At 36.1% G+C, this 17,117-nt stretch carries 19 protein-coding genes and 1 pseudogene; 18 read left to right on the forward strand and 2 right to left on the reverse strand.

Features of this window, described 5'->3' with window-relative positions:
• The first annotated feature begins 6 nt into the window (after positions 1 to 6).
• The 15 genes from ACGHIN_RS10805 (at position 7) to ACGHIN_RS10875 (ending at position 11,168) form a co-directional block, all read left to right on the forward strand.
• Positions 7 to 411 carry a hypothetical protein gene (locus ACGHIN_RS10805; protein WP_390453282.1) on the forward strand — a complete coding sequence of 135 codons (405 nt, stop codon included), beginning with the start codon at positions 7 to 9 and terminating at the stop codon, positions 409 to 411.
• Entirely contained in the window at positions 408 to 779 is a 372-nt protein-coding gene (locus ACGHIN_RS10810) for a VOC family protein (protein WP_390453284.1), read from the forward strand. Before ACGHIN_RS10805 ends, ACGHIN_RS10810 begins: the two co-directional genes overlap by 4 nt.
• Positions 780 to 798: 19 nt before the next feature.
• Positions 799 to 1,341, forward strand: a complete 543-nt coding sequence (locus tag ACGHIN_RS10815; protein ID WP_390453286.1) for an SRPBCC family protein — start codon at positions 799 to 801, stop codon at positions 1,339 to 1,341.
• A gap of 39 nt (positions 1,342 to 1,380) precedes the next feature.
• Complete coding sequence (locus tag ACGHIN_RS10820; protein ID WP_390453288.1) at positions 1,381 to 1,833, forward strand: VOC family protein; 453 nt, start codon at positions 1,381 to 1,383, stop codon at positions 1,831 to 1,833.
• A gap of 104 nt (positions 1,834 to 1,937) precedes the next feature.
• Positions 1,938 to 2,333 (forward strand): DUF1398 domain-containing protein, encoded by a 396-nt coding sequence (locus ACGHIN_RS10825; RefSeq protein WP_390453290.1) that lies wholly within the window; start codon positions 1,938 to 1,940, stop codon positions 2,331 to 2,333.
• 137 nt (positions 2,334 to 2,470) lie between these two features.
• Entirely contained in the window at positions 2,471 to 3,148 is a 678-nt protein-coding gene (locus tag ACGHIN_RS10830) for a DUF2490 domain-containing protein (protein WP_390453292.1), read from the forward strand.
• Positions 3,149 to 3,234: 86 nt separating this feature from the next.
• The gene (locus ACGHIN_RS10835) at positions 3,235 to 4,239 is read left to right on the forward strand and encodes a bestrophin family protein (RefSeq protein ID WP_390453294.1); all 1,005 of its coding nucleotides are present in this window, start codon (positions 3,235 to 3,237) and stop codon (positions 4,237 to 4,239) included.
• Positions 4,240 to 4,329: 90 nt separating this feature from the next.
• Positions 4,330 to 5,943 carry a Na+/H+ antiporter gene (locus tag ACGHIN_RS10840; RefSeq protein ID WP_390453295.1) on the forward strand — a complete coding sequence of 538 codons (1,614 nt, stop codon included), beginning with the start codon at positions 4,330 to 4,332 and terminating at the stop codon, positions 5,941 to 5,943.
• 21 nt (positions 5,944 to 5,964) lie between these two features.
• The gene (locus ACGHIN_RS10845; protein WP_390453296.1) at positions 5,965 to 6,390 is read left to right on the forward strand and encodes an SRPBCC family protein; all 426 of its coding nucleotides are present in this window, start codon (positions 5,965 to 5,967) and stop codon (positions 6,388 to 6,390) included.
• Positions 6,391 to 6,450: 60 nt separating this feature from the next.
• Positions 6,451 to 6,834 carry a VOC family protein gene (locus ACGHIN_RS10850; protein ID WP_390453297.1) on the forward strand — a complete coding sequence of 128 codons (384 nt, stop codon included), beginning with the start codon at positions 6,451 to 6,453 and terminating at the stop codon, positions 6,832 to 6,834.
• A gap of 35 nt (positions 6,835 to 6,869) precedes the next feature.
• Positions 6,870 to 7,895, forward strand: coding sequence for a glutaminyl-peptide cyclotransferase (locus ACGHIN_RS10855; RefSeq protein WP_390453299.1), 1,026 nt, complete (start codon positions 6,870 to 6,872; stop codon positions 7,893 to 7,895).
• A 108-nt stretch (positions 7,896 to 8,003) separates the two neighbouring features.
• Complete coding sequence (locus ACGHIN_RS10860) at positions 8,004 to 9,026, forward strand: glutaminyl-peptide cyclotransferase (protein ID WP_390453311.1); 1,023 nt, start codon at positions 8,004 to 8,006, stop codon at positions 9,024 to 9,026.
• An 84-nt stretch (positions 9,027 to 9,110) separates the two neighbouring features.
• A complete protein-coding gene (locus tag ACGHIN_RS10865) occupies positions 9,111 to 10,079 on the forward strand; it encodes a hypothetical protein (protein WP_390453301.1) in 969 nt (322 codons plus the stop codon).
• Positions 10,080 to 10,114: 35 nt separating this feature from the next.
• Positions 10,115 to 10,729: a deoxynucleoside kinase gene (locus ACGHIN_RS10870; RefSeq protein ID WP_121460718.1), complete on the forward strand. Its 615-nt coding sequence runs from the start codon at positions 10,115 to 10,117 to the stop codon at positions 10,727 to 10,729.
• An 88-nt stretch (positions 10,730 to 10,817) separates the two neighbouring features.
• Positions 10,818 to 11,168, forward strand: a complete 351-nt coding sequence (locus ACGHIN_RS10875) for an ArsC/Spx/MgsR family protein (RefSeq protein ID WP_390453302.1) — start codon at positions 10,818 to 10,820, stop codon at positions 11,166 to 11,168.
• 62 nt (positions 11,169 to 11,230) lie between these two features.
• Here the strand turns inward: ACGHIN_RS10875 and ACGHIN_RS10880 are convergent, their stop codons facing one another.
• Together ACGHIN_RS10880 and ACGHIN_RS10885 are read right to left on the reverse strand one after the other, a co-directional pair.
• Positions 11,231 to 11,536, reverse strand: coding sequence for a DUF493 family protein (locus ACGHIN_RS10880; RefSeq protein ID WP_390453304.1), 306 nt, complete (start codon positions 11,534 to 11,536; stop codon positions 11,231 to 11,233).
• Between the two features lie 39 nt (positions 11,537 to 11,575).
• Positions 11,576 to 12,247, reverse strand: coding sequence for a DUF4197 family protein (locus ACGHIN_RS10885; protein ID WP_390453305.1), 672 nt, complete (start codon positions 12,245 to 12,247; stop codon positions 11,576 to 11,578).
• Between the two features lie 326 nt (positions 12,248 to 12,573).
• On the opposite strand from ACGHIN_RS10885, the gene ACGHIN_RS10890 reads away from it, so the two are divergent.
• The 3 genes and pseudogenes from ACGHIN_RS10890 to ACGHIN_RS10900 all read left to right on the forward strand — a co-directional run.
• Positions 12,574 to 15,393, forward strand: a complete 2,820-nt coding sequence (locus ACGHIN_RS10890; protein WP_390453307.1) for a SusC/RagA family TonB-linked outer membrane protein — start codon at positions 12,574 to 12,576, stop codon at positions 15,391 to 15,393.
• A gap of 11 nt (positions 15,394 to 15,404) precedes the next feature.
• On the forward strand, positions 15,405 to 16,823 hold the full coding sequence (locus ACGHIN_RS10895; RefSeq protein WP_390453309.1) for a RagB/SusD family nutrient uptake outer membrane protein: 1,419 nt from the start codon (positions 15,405 to 15,407) through the stop codon (positions 16,821 to 16,823).
• A gap of 67 nt (positions 16,824 to 16,890) precedes the next feature.
• A pseudogene (locus tag ACGHIN_RS10900) lies at positions 16,891 to 17,117 on the forward strand (glucoamylase family protein); the annotation flags it as partial.

Genomic DNA, 17,117 nt, shown 5'->3' on the forward strand with positions numbered 1-17,117 from the left:
TACACTATGCTAAGAAGAATACTATCAGTCGTAGCCGGTATCATTACGGGCTCGCTTGCTATTGCAGCCATTGAAATGCTCGGTCATTACCTGTATCCGTTACCGGCAGGAATGAAAAGCGATGATATGGAAGCCATGAAAGAATACATTCCCAATGCTCCCTTTATGGCTTTGTTTTTCGTTATTATCGCCTATGCTTTAGGAGCTTTGATCGCCGGATTTGTTTCAACAAAAGTGGCGAATGATGGTAAAAACAGATACGCCATTATTTGTGGAGTTATCTTCGTGATCATTACCATTATTAATTTGGCCATGTTGCCTACGCCTGTTTGGTTCTGGGTTCTAGGAATCCTGGTTTGGGGATTGGTTTTAGTAGGATACAGATTAGCCGTAAATAAAAGAACAATATGAAATTAGGCGCATTTTCAGTAAGTTTAAGCGTAAAAGACCTCCAGAAATCAAAAGAATTCTATGAAAAATTAGGATTCAGCTCAATGGGAGGAAGCATGGAACATAATTATCTTATCATGAAAAACGGAACTACCTTAATCGGTCTTTTCCAAGCGATGTTCCAGGGAAATATGCTGACATTTAATCCGGGATGGGACGAAAATGCCGCCAATCTGGAATCCTTTGATGATGTTCGCAATATCCAGAAACATTTAAAGGAAAATAACGTTGAGATTGATAGAAAAGCGGATGAATCTACTTCCGGCCCGGAACATATTTTCTTGAAAGATCCGGATGGAAACGTAATATTGATAGATCAGCACAGATAACAATTAAAACATAAATAAGATGAGAATACTTAAAGGAATTATCATTGTTTTGGCAACCATCCTGATTCTTTGGCTGGTAATTGCGGCTTTTATTTCAGGAGACTGCCAATATGAAAAATCAATCTCCATTAATGCTCCCGTAGAGAAGGTATGGCAGAACACCAATACCTTGAAAGCCATGGATCAGTGGAGTCCCTGGAATGACCTTGATCCCGGAATGAAAAAAGACTGGACAGGATCTACAGGACAGCCGGGAGAAAAAGTTTGCTGGGAAAGCCAGAAAGAAGAAGCCGGGAAAGGCTGTCAGGAAGTGACCAAAGTAGATGCTGCTGGAAAAAGAATAGACACGACTATCCAGTTTCTAACTCCTTATAAAAGTGAAGCTAACGCTTATGTAACGGTGGTTCCGGAAGGAAATGGAAGTAAAGCAACATGGGGATTTACCTCACAGATTCCGTATCCGTTTACCATTATGAAATTATTCATGAATATGGAAGAAGCTATTGGAGAAGATTATCAGAAAGGGCTTTCAAGGCTGAAGGCTATGGCTGAAAAACCTTAGTAAATATAACTTATAAACTAAACTTTAAAAAGAATTATTATGGCATCAGTAAACGTTTACTTAACATTTGACGGGAATTGCAGAGAAGCATTCGACTTTTACAAATCAGTTTTCGGAGGAGAATATCCTTACATCGGAACTTTCGGGGAAATGCCACCGTCTGAAGATGGTAAAACAATGTCTGAAGAAGATAAAAATAAGATTATGCATGTTTCACTTCCTATCTCTAAAGAAACGATATTAATGGGAAGCGATACAGGAGGAGAGTGGGCTTCTCATTACAAAGTTGGAAACAATTTCTCGATTTCTGTCAATGCAGAATCTAAAGAAGAGGCAGATAAATTATTCGGAGGTTTATCAGCAGGAGGAATGGTAACAATGCCTATGGCAGATACATTCTGGGGAGCTTATTTCGGAATGTTTACGGATAAATTCGGGATCAACTGGATGGTAAACTATGACGATCCTGCAAAAATGCAGCAACACCCTTAATACTTACGGTATATAAGGATATAACTAAAAATAACTGACGAGATTTCCCGTCAGTTTTCTTTTTATAATACCTTTGCACAAGTAAAATTAATTAAAAATACAAGATGAAATTTACCATTGATGAAATTAAAGCTGCGCATCAGAAAGTGAAAAGCGGTGCGGATTTTCCACAATATATTCATGCTCTTAAAAAATTGGGTGTTTCCCATTATATCACTTATGTTTCAGACGGAAATACACAATATGTTGATACAGAAAATCAGTCAGTATCTACAGGGAGCAAATATGAAACTCTGATTGTCTCACAAAGTGTAAACAAAGAAAACTTCAAATCCAGATTAAAACTGCATCAGCAAGGCGGAACAGATTACCCGACTTTCTGTAAAGATTGTGCAGGGAATGGTATTAAAGGTTGGAAAATGGATTTGCATACAATGATGTGCACCTATTTCGATGTCTCCGGAAGTGAAATTTTCATAGAACAAGTACCTTCATTATAAAGTATTATTAAAGATTATTAATTCAGTGACCAATGGATAAGAAAAATTTTCATAAAAAATATTTTTTCCTTATTATTGATAATTCGTATTGATTTTGGTAGATGCGATAGATAAGACTAATAGATTAAAAATAAATTATGAAGATTGTAAAGTCATTGGTTTTGATTATTTTTAGCTTGGCAACCCCATTATCCTATGCACAAAAAAATGATCTGGGAGCTTGGTATATGTATTTTGGGAACAATAAGATCAGTAAAAAACTAAACTGGCATAATGAAATCCAGTATCGTAATTTTGATGCGATAGGCGATCTGGAACAGCTGTTGATCCGTACCGGAATAGGGTATGACCTGACTGAAAATAACAACAATGTTTTGCTTGGTTATGGTTTTATTTTAAGCCAGCCTTATAATGTCAATGGTGAGAAAACGGAAAATATTGAACACAGGATTTTCCAGCAGTACATTACAAAGCAGAAATTCGGGCGTTTCAACCTGCAGCACAGATATCGTTTGGAAGAACGTTTCTTGGAAGAAGATTTCAGAATGAGGTTCCGGTATTTGTTAGGAGTGAATATTCCGATCAATAATAAAGAAATGCTTCCAAAAACCTTTTATGCTTCGGCCTATAATGAGATCTTCCTGCATTTTGACAGTCCGGTTTTCGACAGGAACAGGGTGTATGGAGCCTTAGGATATGTGATCAATAAAAATATGAGAATTGAAGCAGGATATATGAATCAGATTCAGGAAAATAAAAACCGGGGCCAGATTCAGATCGGGTTTTACAACAATATCCCTTTTACCAAAAATTAGAAAAGAATTTCCCTTCTTTTGGAGGAGTGGCAAAAATTGAAAGTTTTTGATGAGGTGGTTCAAAAATATAACAAACAAAAACTAATATGCATTCAGGAAAAAGATTTGGAGCTCTGGAGTTCATCATGTGGACAAGGAGAAGTATTTATATCTTAACAATTTTGGCGGCAGTTCCAACGGTTCTTTACTTCTGCGGATGGAAATTTCTTGCCTTTCCATGGCAGCCTATAGCGATTATGGGAACGGCAGTGGCATTCATTGTAGGATTCAAAAATAATGCGAGCTACAGCAGGCTTTGGGAAGCAAGACAGATTTACGGTGCTATCATCAATGACAGCAGGAGTTTCGGCTATATTCTGAGAGATGCATTAGCGGAAAAAGATCGCAGTAAAGTAAAAGAAATGTTCAGCCGTCATTATGCATGGCTGACTGCGCTTCGCTTCCAGCTACGGGAATCCAGAGCATGGGAGAATATGAATACGGCGCAATTTGACGAATATGCTCAGAAATATGAAATTCCTGAACGAACTTCCAAGTTAGACGAAGAACTGAAAAACTATCTTTCGGAAACGGAACTTCAATATATTCTAACTAAGAAGAACAGAGCAACACAGCTGATGGCGAGCCAGAGTAAAGAATTGTCAGAAGTGTATGCAAAAGGAGAGATCAATGATTTTCAGTGGACACAGATCAATCAGCAGTTGGTGAAATTTACGGATAACCAAGGAAAAGCGGAACGCATTAAAAACTTTCCTTATCCAAGAAATTTTTCTTCCATTACCACTTATTTGCTATTGCTTTTTATTGTTTTTGTGCCTTTCGGATTGCTGAAAGAATTTGATAAGCTGGGAGAAGGAACTTTTTTTGAGGGGATTACCTTATGGTTTAATATTCCGTTTTCATTATTGGTAACATGGTGTTTCCATACTTTGGATAATGTAGGGGAAGCCTCTGTAAATCCATTTGAGGGAAGTGCCAATGACGTTCCCATCACTCAGATTAGCCGTACAATAGAAATTGATATGAGAGACATGCTGGATGAAGAGAACCTTCCGCCAGCGATTACTCCGAAAAATAATATTGTATTGTAAATATAAATTTAAATCTTTCCCGTATTTAGAAAACGACGCATTACATTTTGCGTAATCTGCTAAATCAGCGAAAAATAATACCATAAAGCAATGATTCATAATTATGTCATAATATCAATCGCGGTGTTATTGTCTGTGATGATATTAGTAATGATCGGGCAAAAACTAAAGGTAGCTTATCCCATATTCCTGGTTATTGCAGGTTTATTGATAAGCCTTATTCCGGGAATGCCCCATATTGAAATAGAGCCTGATCTCGTGTTCCTGATATTCCTGCCTCCGATTTTATTTGAAGCCGCCTGGTTTACTTCGTGGCAGGATTTTCATAAATGGAGAAAGCAGATCTTTTCCATGGCGTTCGGACTAGTATTTCTTACCTCAATTGTAGTGGCTTATCTTTCATCTTCTATTATTCCGGGACTTACAGTAGCAATGGGATTCTTGTTGGGAGGCGTCAATTCTCCGCCGGATGCTGTAGCTGCAACTTCCGTGTTAAAGCATATGAAGATCCCTAAAAAGATTACCTCAATTCTGGAAGGAGAAAGCCTGATTAATGATGCATCCAGCTTAATTGTCTTTAAATTCGCCTTAGCAGCAGTTATTTCCGGACAATTTATTTTTGGAGAAGCTGTGAAAGACTTTTTTACGATGGCTGTCGGTGGAATTGCTGTAGGTGTAGGATCAGGTTTACTTTTCGGAGCATTACTAAGAATTATTCCTTCCAACTCCAATATAGATACGGTGATCACCCTTATTGTTCCATATATTATGTATATAGGAGCTGAGCATTTTCATTTTTCAGGAGTATTATCTGTAGTTGCAGGAGGACTTCTGATGTCTTATAATTCTCACTGTTATTTAAGTCATACTTCAAGAATTCAATCCGGAAATGTATGGAGTGTTCTGATATTTTTAATGAATACGTTGATCTTCATTCTGATCGGCCTTGAGCTTCCTGTTGTAGTGGCTGCTATGAAGGATTATACTATTTCAGAAGGAATCTTCTATAGTGTGGTGATCGGTGGAGCCATTATTTTCACGAGGATATTATACAGCTATGCCTTGATGTACTTTCCACGGATCTGTTCAAAAGAGTTAAGAATGAAAGTTCCCAAACCGGATTGGAGGGAGCCATTCATTATCAGCTTTGCGGCTATGAGGGGAGTAGTTTCCCTCGCGGCGGCATTGTCTATCCCCGCGTTTTTACCTAATGGGGAAGCATTTCCGCATCGTAATATCATTTTATTCGTAACTTTCGTTATTATTTTGATTACTTTAGTAGGACAGGGATTATTATTGACCCCAATTCTGAAACTATTAAAGATCAGTGATGCGGGAAGTGAACTCCCGGAAGAAAAACAAGAGGTCATTTTAATGAGGAAGTTAAAGGAAACCGCCTTGCATAAGCTGAATAATGATTTTTCCGAACTTGCAGATAAAAACAGCCTGGTTCGTCACCAAAAACATAAACTCGAAAACGAGATGATGCTGATGGCGGATAAAGCCCAATGCATGGCTTCCACCGGTGATTATGTAACAGCGATTAATGAAAATAAAGATGTTCTCCGGCAGATTATCCAGGCCCAGAGAAATGAACTGCACCGTATGAAACGTGAAAAAATATTTGATGACCACGTCATGAGAACCATTGAAATGCAGCTGGATTTTGAAGAAGCCAAGATCACCGGGTTTTCACACAGTTAATTCAGACATAAATTGATAGATATGAGTGTCCCAATTATTGTAGAATATAAAGTAAATGCTCCCATAGAAAAAGTATGGAAAGCATTAACGGATAAAAAAGAAATGCAATCCTGGTATTTTGATATTCCGGATTTTGAGCTTCGGGAAGGAAATGAATTCAATTTTTATGAGACGGGAGAGGAGAAAAAATACCATCACCGGTGTGAAATTTTAGAAATTATTCCAGAACAAACACTGAAACATTCATGGGCATATCCTGAATTTTCCAAAGAAAAAACCATTGTGACCTGGGAAATCATACCTGAAGACGATGGTACTCTGATCAGGCTGATTCATGAAGGAATTGAGAAATTCCGGGAACTGGGCGAAACCTTTTCAAGAAACAGCTTCACGGCAGGCTGGAACGAAATTATAGGAAAAAGCCTGAAAACATATTTAGAAAAATAACGAAAGGGCGCAAAGCGAAGCTTTGCGCCCTTTCGTTTTACCATTTATCATTTACAAATCATGACAAAATACACTGCACTCCGCCCCATTCTCTGGACAGAAAATCTGGATGATACCATTGGATTTTACATGCACATATTAGGCTTTACCCTTTTGGAAAGAAACGATGAATGGCAGTGGGCTTCCCTTCAGAAAGATGATATTCAACTCATGCTTTCAAAACCCAATGAACATGAAAATTTTAAAGGAACAGGCTTTACAGGCTCATTGTATTTCAATGTAGATCAGGTGGATGAGCTTTGGGAGGATCTGAAAACAAAAGCTAAAATCTGCTATGAAATTGAAACCTTTGCATGGGATATGAGAGAATTTGCCATTTATGATAATAATGGTTACATCTTACAATTTGGACAGCCAGCAAATGAAATTGGTAAAGCGGAATAAAATTTGCTATTTTTGGGGAAATATTTAGAAATTCAATGAAAAGAAATATTATAGCAGGTTTTGCAGCAATCGTATTATTACTAATGTCCTGTAATAAGGATGAAAAAATACTGAATAGCCTGAGTGATTATAACAATTCTATGGAAGGCAAAGGCTATCATTTTGGAGACAAGCTTACCCTTCCGAAAGAGGTTACAGATAATGCGGAAAGCATCACAATCAGTTTCGGGGATAAGGAAACTTCCGATTTGACAATTGATCCTAAATTTTTCACTCTTGGAGATAATGCAGTCACATTCAATATTAAGTCTAAAGGCGGCGAAATGTTAAACCAGGATGCCACCATCAATGTTTTTGCCAAAAGCCCTGAAAAAAATATGTCTTATCAGATTGTAGCGGAGTATCCTCACGATCCTAAAAATTTTGTACAGGGTTTCCAAATTGAGGGAAATACCATTTATGAAAGTGACGGACAAAACGGTTCTTCACAAATCTTAAAATATACATTGGGAACTACCACTCCTTTGGCCTCCACTAAGCAAGCCCAGGAAGATTTCTCGGAAGGAAGTACTATTGTGGGCGATAAAGTATATCAGTTAACGTGGCAAAGCAAAAAAGGATATGTGTATGATAAGAACTCTCTGAAGTTATTATCTGAATTCGCCTATCCTAATGTATTGGGAGAAGGTTGGGGACTAACATATGACGGTAAAAACCTGATTGCATCAGACGGCAGCAAATTGTTGTATTTTCTTGATGTTAAAGATCCTTCCAAACTTGTAAAACACATTGCCGTGGCCGGAAGCTCACAGGCTTATGACCAATTGAATGAGCTGGAATACCATAATGGTTTCATTTATGCTAATGTTTGGCAAAAACCGATTGTTTTGAAAATTAATCCGGCAAACGGAGAAGTCGTAGGGAAATTTGATTTTACAGAAATTGCCAAGCAAAATACCAAAGGAAGTGATGATGTGTTGAACGGAATTGCTTTTAAAGGCGAGAATATGTTGATCACAGGAAAAAACTGGTCAAAAATTTACGAAGTAGCAGTAAAATAGCCATAAATTATAAAAGGAATAATAGAGTAGCGTTCTGATAGAGAACGCTATTTTATTTTTCAGTAAACAGGAATAAATTTGTTAATTTTGAAGCATATTTTTGAATCGGTGAAGAAAAAATTAATAGCAGGCTTTACAGCAGTTATAGTATTGACATCTTGTCATAAGGATAAAGAAATTCTTGATGTTTTAAGTGATTATAATACTTCCATGGAGCGCAAAGGATATCATTTTGGTGATGAGCTGGAGCTTCCCGAAGAAGTAAAGCAGAATATTAACGCTATTTCCATGACTCTCGGAAATAAAGAAACTTCAGATCTGATTATTGATCCTGCTTTTTTTACCCTTGGAGATAATAAAACGGTTTTCAATATCCAAACAAAAAATGGAAAAACCCTGAGTCAGGAGGCAACCATTAATGTTTTCACAAAAATTCCTGAAAAAACAATTTCTTATCAGATTGTAGCAGAATATCCCCACGATCCTGAAAACTTTGTCCAGGGATTCCAGCTTGAGGGGAATACTGTTTATGAAAGCGATGGCGGAAAAGGAGAATCAAAACTCTTAAAATATATGCTGGGAACCACAACACCTTTGGCGGTGACTCAGCAGTCTGAAAATGATTTTTCGGAAGGTTGCACTATAGTAGGCAACAAAATTATCCAACTAACCTGGAAAAGCAAGAAAGGATTTATTTATGATAAGAATTCCCTGAAATTACTCTCGGAATTTAAATATCCTAATGAGTTGGGAGAAGGATGGGGGCTAACCTATGACGGAAAAAATCTGATTGTGTCAGATGGAAGCAAGCAGTTGTATTTTCTTGAACCCGATACTCCTTCCCGCCTGATTAAAACGATTGCTGTTGCCGGAAATTCCCGTACCTATACACAGTTGAATGAGCTTGAATATCATAATGGCTTTATTTATGCTAATGTATGGGGTAAGCATGTTATTTTAAAAATCAATCCGGATAATGGAGAAGTGGTTGGTAAACTGGACGTCAGGGGAATTGCTAAAAAAAATACAAAAGGAGAGAATGATGTTTTAAACGGCATTGCCTTTAAAGGAGAAAATATGTTGATTACAGGGAAAAACTGGACGAAAATTTATGAAATTGCCATAAAGTAATTAAAAAATTTAATCAACTGTCGTCTATACAAATAAAAGTATTAAATTGGCAGTTGCCATGATGGAGGCGCAATAAAAAAGATATTGAAACTACTATACGTAATATTAATCTGTTTTTTCTGTTCATTGTCTGCACAGAAAATTCTTCCTTTAGACACCTTAAAGCTCAAGGAAGCTAAAGATATGCTTGCCGACGATTATGGCAACCTGTATATCTATAAAAACAAGGATTTCAGCCTTACAAAATATGATTCCTTAGGAAAACAAATCGGGAAAATGATGCTTACCGTTCCTTTTAAGATTCAAAGTGTACAAAACCCTTTGAGCGTTCCATTGTTTTCCGAAAATGCCCAGGAATTAAAACTTGTTGATCAGAATCTGAATGAGATCCAGAGAATAGATTTCAAGCAGAAGTTCGGATTTATCAGAATGGCTTATGCAGAAGACCTTCAACAGCTGTGGCTTCTGGACGACAGCATGAAACGCCTCATCCAGTATAACTTCAGAAATGAAACCACCATCAATTCTTATCCTTTTGATGCAAGCTTTGATGATCTGGTAGATCTTCTTGTATTTGAAAACAAGGTATATATCCTCACCAGAAAAAGTCTGAAAGTATATACTCTGAAATTTGAAAAGCTATTTGAAGCTCCTTTGGAGAATGGAAAGCGTTTCCGAAGAGAGAATGAATTTATTTTAATCATTACTCATAATTCTATATTAAAATACGTTCCGGAAAAAGAATTAGTGAAAATTTTTGAAGATCCCGATGCGCAAATTGTGGATAAAAACACGCTTTCTTTTTTTGAAATCAAAGCCAACAACCTTTATCTTTACAACCTGGGAAATAATAAAGAAAAGAAACAGCAGACAGAGCCTGAATCTGAACAGCAATCTACAGAGATGAAACCGGAACAATCAACAGAAAAACCTGTTGATACTTTGGAAAAGGCAGTAGAGGAAACTAAAGAAGAATCCGTAGAAAAGCAGGCAGATCATACGTTAGAAAAGCTGATTCAGGAGACTTCGGAAGTCCAGGCTTCCGGAATTTAATTGTTGAGTTAATATCAAAAACAGTAAGGAGAAATATGCATATTGCGGTTACAGGAAATATTGGAGCGGGAAAAACCACTTTAACAACCATGCTTGCTAAACATTACGGATGGGATGCCCAGTTTGAGGATGTAGATCATAACCCGTATCTGGAAGATTTTTATGCGGATATGAGTAAATGGAGCTTCGCCCTTCAGATTTACTTTTTGGGAAGCAGGTTCCGCCAGGTAAAAGAAATCAGGGAGAGTGGTAAAAATATCATCCAGGACCGTACGATCTACGAAGATGCCCATATTTTTGCGGAAAACCTTAATGATATGGGATTGCTTTCCGACAGGGACTTCAATAATTATGCTTCTGTGTTCAGCCTGATGAAATCCTTTGTTTCCGCTCCGGATTTATTGATCTATCTAAAATCAGATGTACCCAATCTGGTTAAAAAAATCTATAAGAGAGGAAGAGAATATGAAGCGTCCATCAGTATTGAATACCTTTCCAAGCTGAATCAGAAATATGAAAAATGGATCTCCAACTACACTGAAGGAAAGCTTCTGATTATAGAAGTGGATGATCTGGATTTTGTAGAGAAGCCTGAAGACTTCGGATTTATCCTTGAAAAGATTGAAGCAGAGCTTAATGGTCTCTTTTAACAATTAATTATCATAAATTAAAGTTTCTGTAACTTTATTTCTTTCTAAATTTGTTAGAGAGAAGTCTGAATTTTAAAAAGCAATAAAGATGTTAGTGAAAGTCCTGCATAATGGAAGCTGTTCGAAATCCAATGCTGTTTTAGAGTATTTGGACGAAAACGGAGTGTCATTTGAAATCATTAATATAGTAGAAGATCCATTAAGCGTTTTGGAGATCAGAACGGTGTTAAAGAAATTGAATCAAAGTGTTTTCCATATCATCCGCAAAACGGAAAAGCTATATATGGAAAAATTTGCGGCCCATAATTATTCCGAAGAGGAATGGATTAAGATTCTGGCTGAAAATCCGTCACTAATTCAAAGACCTATTTTAATCAAAGGTTCCGTAGCCATGTTAGGAAGACCTATTGAGAATGTTAAGTTTTTTATTGAAAAATAATAGGAATAACATTAAAAAATATAAATCAAAAAAAGTCAGCTTTTAAGCTGACTTTTTTTGATTTAAAGAAGAATGACGCCTTCTATTTTGGCTACTTCTTTATAAATCTTCACTACCTGATCTGCGTCCAGTACAAATGCATTGATGTTGCAGGCCGTATATTTTCCGTTTTTACTTTCTCGGTTTCCCAAGGTAAACTTAATGCCGTCAAAAACCCTGTAAATCTCTGTAAGTTTAGCCTGATCGGTCGGGATAATAAATTTAAATAAATAATCTTCCGGAAAATCATGATGATCTTCCAGTTTAGCCTTTAAAGAATTGTAAAAATCTTCAGGGCTTGCATGTTGATTTCCTTGTAATATATCCATCTACAAATATTAATATATATAAATATAATGAAATTTTCTCTATTTTCCAAGTGGTCCCAGAAGGGATTTGGAGTTCTGATGCTCATAATCTTCAATGATATTGAACATTCCGTTGACCAGTTGTTCAGAAGCAAGTTGGCTTAATCCTCCCGCATTTACCGAATTATTATTCCCCCCGAAAAGACTTCCTAACAAATTGCTTCCAGAAAGGGCAGTATTGATTGTTTTTACGATACCGTATTGATTGAGCTTTTCATCCACTTTCGGAGCAATAGCTGCAACAAGTTGCTGCGATGTTTTTTCCTTAAGAATTTGTGTGGCAGTTGTACCCTGTATAATTCTGGTGACATCCTGCGCATTTAAACTGTTAACAGCTCCCTCAAGAATTGGTCTTGAAATATTCACTGTGTATGAAGCGGCCTGCGCTATATAATCCCGTTCTTTAGCAACTAATGAAGGCGCTATTTTTTCAAGAGCGGAATTAATGTCTCTTAATTGTTTCGGTAATGCCTTATCCACAAGATTATTTTGCAGGAAAGCCTCTTTATTGCTATAAATTCCCATCCCTTTATCTATTCCGTTCAGTAATAGTCTTTTGATCAACGATAATCCCAAGTCGGTAGTTGCGAGGGTAGTGCAGGACTGCATTGTGGTATTGATGACTGTTCCGGTTCCTATCACCAAAACAGCTGCTATTATATATTTTTTCATTTTAAATGGTCTATTGCTTAGTATTTCCAAATTTTGAGCCAAAGGTAATGAGTATTATCCATCTTGTCAAAATATAAGTCTGCAAAGATAGAAAGGTTTTATTTGATAATTTCATTGAAATTTCATTAAAATATTGATAAAAATTCATATATTTTAATATTGAATCTAACATAATATAATTGTTGTAAATTGTTTAAGATAATTTAACATTGTTAGAGATATTTTTATAATTTTGATTAATGTCTTTTTTTGAGAATTAAAAGATATTGAGCTGAATAAGCTCGAACACTAAGTTTTTTGATTGTACAAAATAAAAATGAAACTATATGAAACAACGTGATTTAAAGTATTCATGCCTCATTGCTGTTTTATACTTCGGTATGAACGTCAATGCACAGGTTACGCCTCAGGATACTGTTGCTAAGGAACAGAAAATTGAGGAGATAGTACTAATTGGATATGGATCTCAGAAAAAAGTAAATGTTACAGGAAGTATTGCCACAATAAGTGCTAAAGATTTAGCAGACAAACCCAATGCAAACCCGATCAGCTCAGTACAAGGTAAAGTGGCGGGAGTTCAGATTCTTAATTCCGGAGCTCCTGGAGGTTCCCCCAGAGTAGACATCAGAGGAATTGGTTCTTTAACAGGGAAAACTGTTTTTATTGTTGACGGAATGATTACAGATGATATTTCCTTTCTAAGTCCTCAGGATATTGAATCAATGAGTATTCTTAAAGATCCATCAAGTTTGGCAATTTATGGAGCACGAGCATCCAATGGGGCCGTAATTATTAAAACTAAAACAGGAAAAGGTAAAAAACCAGTATTTAATTTTAATTCCTATTTAGGAATCAAAACGGTTACTAATGTCCCGGATATGGTTAACTCTGATCAGTATATCGAGTTATATAATGAAAAATTAACTAACGAAGGCGTAACTGATCCTACAAAATTTCTAAGCAGAACTAATTTTCCTGCTGATACTAAATGGTTCAAGGAAATTCTCAGAAACAGCATTATCAATTCCAATGATCTTTCTGCATCAGGAAATTTGGGGAAACTTAATTATTATCTAAGTGTTGGATTTTTACAAGATGAAGGAAATTTAGCAGCGGGAAGCGGTATTAACTCGGGAAGCGGCTTTAATAGATTTAATTCTAAAGTTAATTTGAGCTATAAAATTACAAAAAATTTAACGATCGGTGATAATTTTACGTTCTCAAAAATGCGTACTGATGTAGCACAAAATCCTTTATTGGATGCATATAGTTCACCTCCTGTTTATGCCCCGATCAATCCAAGTACAGGAAATTATCAATATTTTACATTAGTTAACATAACAAATCCAAGAGCAAAATTAGATTTGTTTAGATCCCAGATCAGAGAAGAAAGACTTTTAAATAATGTGTGGGCTGAGTATAATTTTTTGAAGGATTTTACTCTTAGGATCAGTTATACATCAGACAATATTAATACAAATCAGTATGAATATACACCTGTGAGTACTTATGTACCAAATCCTGGAAAATCTAAATTAATTACCAGAGATTCCAGAACCAGAAATTATGTATGGGACAATACTCTTGGTTGGAAAAAAGATTTTGGTAAACATAATCTAGAGTTATTGGCAGGTTTCTCACGTACAAGAAATTCTTATGCTCAGGCTTATGCTGAAGCTTTGAATGTTTATTATAATGGAGATAATTCTTCTTTGGAAATTGCTAACGGGACTGATATTTATATGACAACCTATGACAAAGGTTCTCGAAATGTTATTCCTTATCATGATAGAATAGAATCTTTCTTCGGAAGATTAAATTATGATTATGGAGGAAAATATCTTATCAATGCATCTATTCGTAGAGACGGGACTTCAAAATATTCTGAGAATGACAGATATCGTACATTTCCAGCTATTAGTGCAGGATGGGTGATATCAAAAGAAAACTTTATGAATGATCAGAATATTTTTAATCTATTAAAGTTGCGGGCAAGTTGGGGTAAATTAGGAAATCCTGATGTACAAAGAGCCTATACACTTAATACCTCAATAATTAATGCGGGTGCTTATTATGGAAGTAATGGTTCACCGGCCCAAACGATAGACCAAATTATAGATCCAAACATAGGCTGGGAAACTACTACCGGTAGGGATATAGGTTTAGAGATGGCATTACTCAATAATAAATTGAAAATTGAAGCTACTTATTTTGATAAAGATACTAAAGATGTTGTCTATGGTATAGTACAAGGTACAGTATCTGGGGCTACAAACTGGAATAATTATATTACCAATGCTTACTCTTTTAATAATAAAGGGTTTGAAACTTCTGTAAGCTATGATACTAAAATTAATGAAAACATAAGACTCGGAGTTTATGGAAATCTTACCACATTAAAGAATGAAATTACATCAGTATATGGAGGTTCATATCTTGAGACGGGAGTTAGCTTATTTGGAAATTCAATTATAAGGTTAGAAGAAGGCCAGTCAGTGGGTTCATATTACGGATATCAGGTGGTAGGAGTATTCCAAAATCCGGCAGAGGTAAGTGGATGGGCGACACAAAACGGAGCAAAGCCGGGTGGATTTAAATTTGCAGATATTGATGGAAACGGAATTATTGATGCTAGAGACAAAACATTTTTAGGCAGTCCGGTTCCAAAAGGAACTTATGGATTTGGTTTCAATATGAATCTCTATGATTTTGATTTTGCCATAGATTTCCAAGGAGTTTTCGGAAACAAAATTTATAATTATAACAGAGAGCAACGTTTTGGAAATGAAAGTTGGGATCTGGATTTTTATAATAATAGATGGCACGGTGCCGGTACATCCAACACTTATGCAATGGCAACTAATGACCAATCTATTATTTTACCCAATAGTTTTTATGTAGAAGACGGAAGTTATTTTAGGATCAGAAATATCCAGGTTGGTTATAACTTGCCAAAAGCTTTTGCTAATTCATTATCTATAACAAGGCTAAGGCTATATGTAAGCGCGCAAAACCCTTGGACAAGCTTCAAGTATAATGGTTTTTCACCGGAAATTTTAAATACGGATAGAGTACAGATGGGTATTGATAATAATATCTATCCAATTTCAGCAATCTATACCTTTGGTATGAATCTAACATTTTAATTAAGGAAATTATGAAAAAAATATTTTTATCAATCGCATTGTTAGCACTTGTGACGAGCTGTAAAGATGATTATTTAGATATAAAGCAGGAAGGAGTAGTAGAAGCTTCAGCATTTTTTAAAACACAAGAGGATGCTATACAGGCAACTAGTGCAATCTATAGCTTTCTGAGAAGCTGGGAAAATTCTGCTTTTCCTTATCAGTATGTATTTGGTGTACCGGCAGATGATGTAGTAAAAGGGTCAAACCCTGGTGATGCATCTTTTATTAATGTTTATGATAACTTTACATATACGCAGAGTGATGGTGGAGTAGAAGGGTATTGGATTGGGCAGTGGCAGGCTGTAAACAGATGTAACCAGGTCATTACCAATGTACCTAATATAGAAATGGATACAACACTAAAAAATAGATTAATTGCTGAAGCCAAAATGCTAAGAGCTTATTTCTATTTTAATTTGGTGAGGATTTATGGAGGAGTTCCTATTTATGATGGTCTTCAAGCTAATTATAATATTCCAAGAAACAGTATTAATGAAGTTTATGATTTTATAATTGCAGACCTCACAGCAGCTGCGGCAGTTTTACCTCAAACCTATCCTGCGAGTGATCTTGGAAGAGTTACAAAAGGTGGAGCTTTAGGACTATTATCAAAAGTATATCTATACAAAAAAGATTGGCAAAAAGCTTATGATACCTCTAATCAGGTTATTTCCATGGGATACTCCTTGGACCCGGATTTCAACCATTTGTTTAGGCCGGCTGGAGAATTTGGGACGGAATCAATATTTGAAGTAAACTGCCAGTGTTCATCTCAATATGGAGGTAGTCAATATGCCGAAGTTCAGGGAGTTAGAAATCAGTTTGGTTGGGGATTCTTCACACCATCCCAAGCTTTGGAAAATGCATTTGAAGCAGGAGATATCAGAAAAGAACTTACAATACTTAGAAATGGAGAAACTACTCCTGAAGGAGACCTTATTCAGAAAGGTGATCCATTATCTGTGGATACTTATAACCAGAAAGTATATGTTCCTAAAGCTTTAAATAATAATGCTTGTGGGTATGGCTCTATTCAGAATATCAGAATATTGCGTTTTGCTGAAATATTACTGATCAATGCTGAAGCGGCTAATGAACTCGGTAATACTGCTACAGCTATTACAAATCTTAATAAAGTCAGAACCAGAGCTCAATTAGCAAATACTACTGCTACTACTCAGGCTGCTTTGAGAACTGCAATCTGGAATGAAAGAAGAGTAGAACTTGCTTTGGAAGGAGATCGTTTTGTAGATTTAGTGAGAACCGGACAGGCGGCAACAGTATTGGCGTCTTATGGATTTAAGCCAGGAAGAAATGAACTATTCCCGATCCCATTAAATTCTATTAATCAAAGTAACGGTATTTTAACGCAAAACCCGGGATATTAAAATAACTTAAACTTAGAGGAGAATGAAAGTTCTCCTCTTCTTTTAGGATTTTTAAAATAATGATATAATGAAAAGGATACTATTATCAGTAAGTACGACAGCATTGTTTTTGGCATATTCCTGCAAGAATTCTCAAAATTCAAAACAGGATACAGTTCAGCATCAGGTTGTAAAAAGCAATATGACAGATGAACAGTTAATGGATAAAGTGCAAAAAGATGCACTGAAGTACTTCTGGGATTATGCAGAACCGAATTCGATGCTGGGAAGAGAACGTTATCATGAAGATAATAT

It is taken from the genome of Chryseobacterium barbadense, assembly GCF_042849955.1.
In the GTDB taxonomy this organism is placed as follows: domain Bacteria; phylum Bacteroidota; class Bacteroidia; order Flavobacteriales; family Weeksellaceae; genus Chryseobacterium.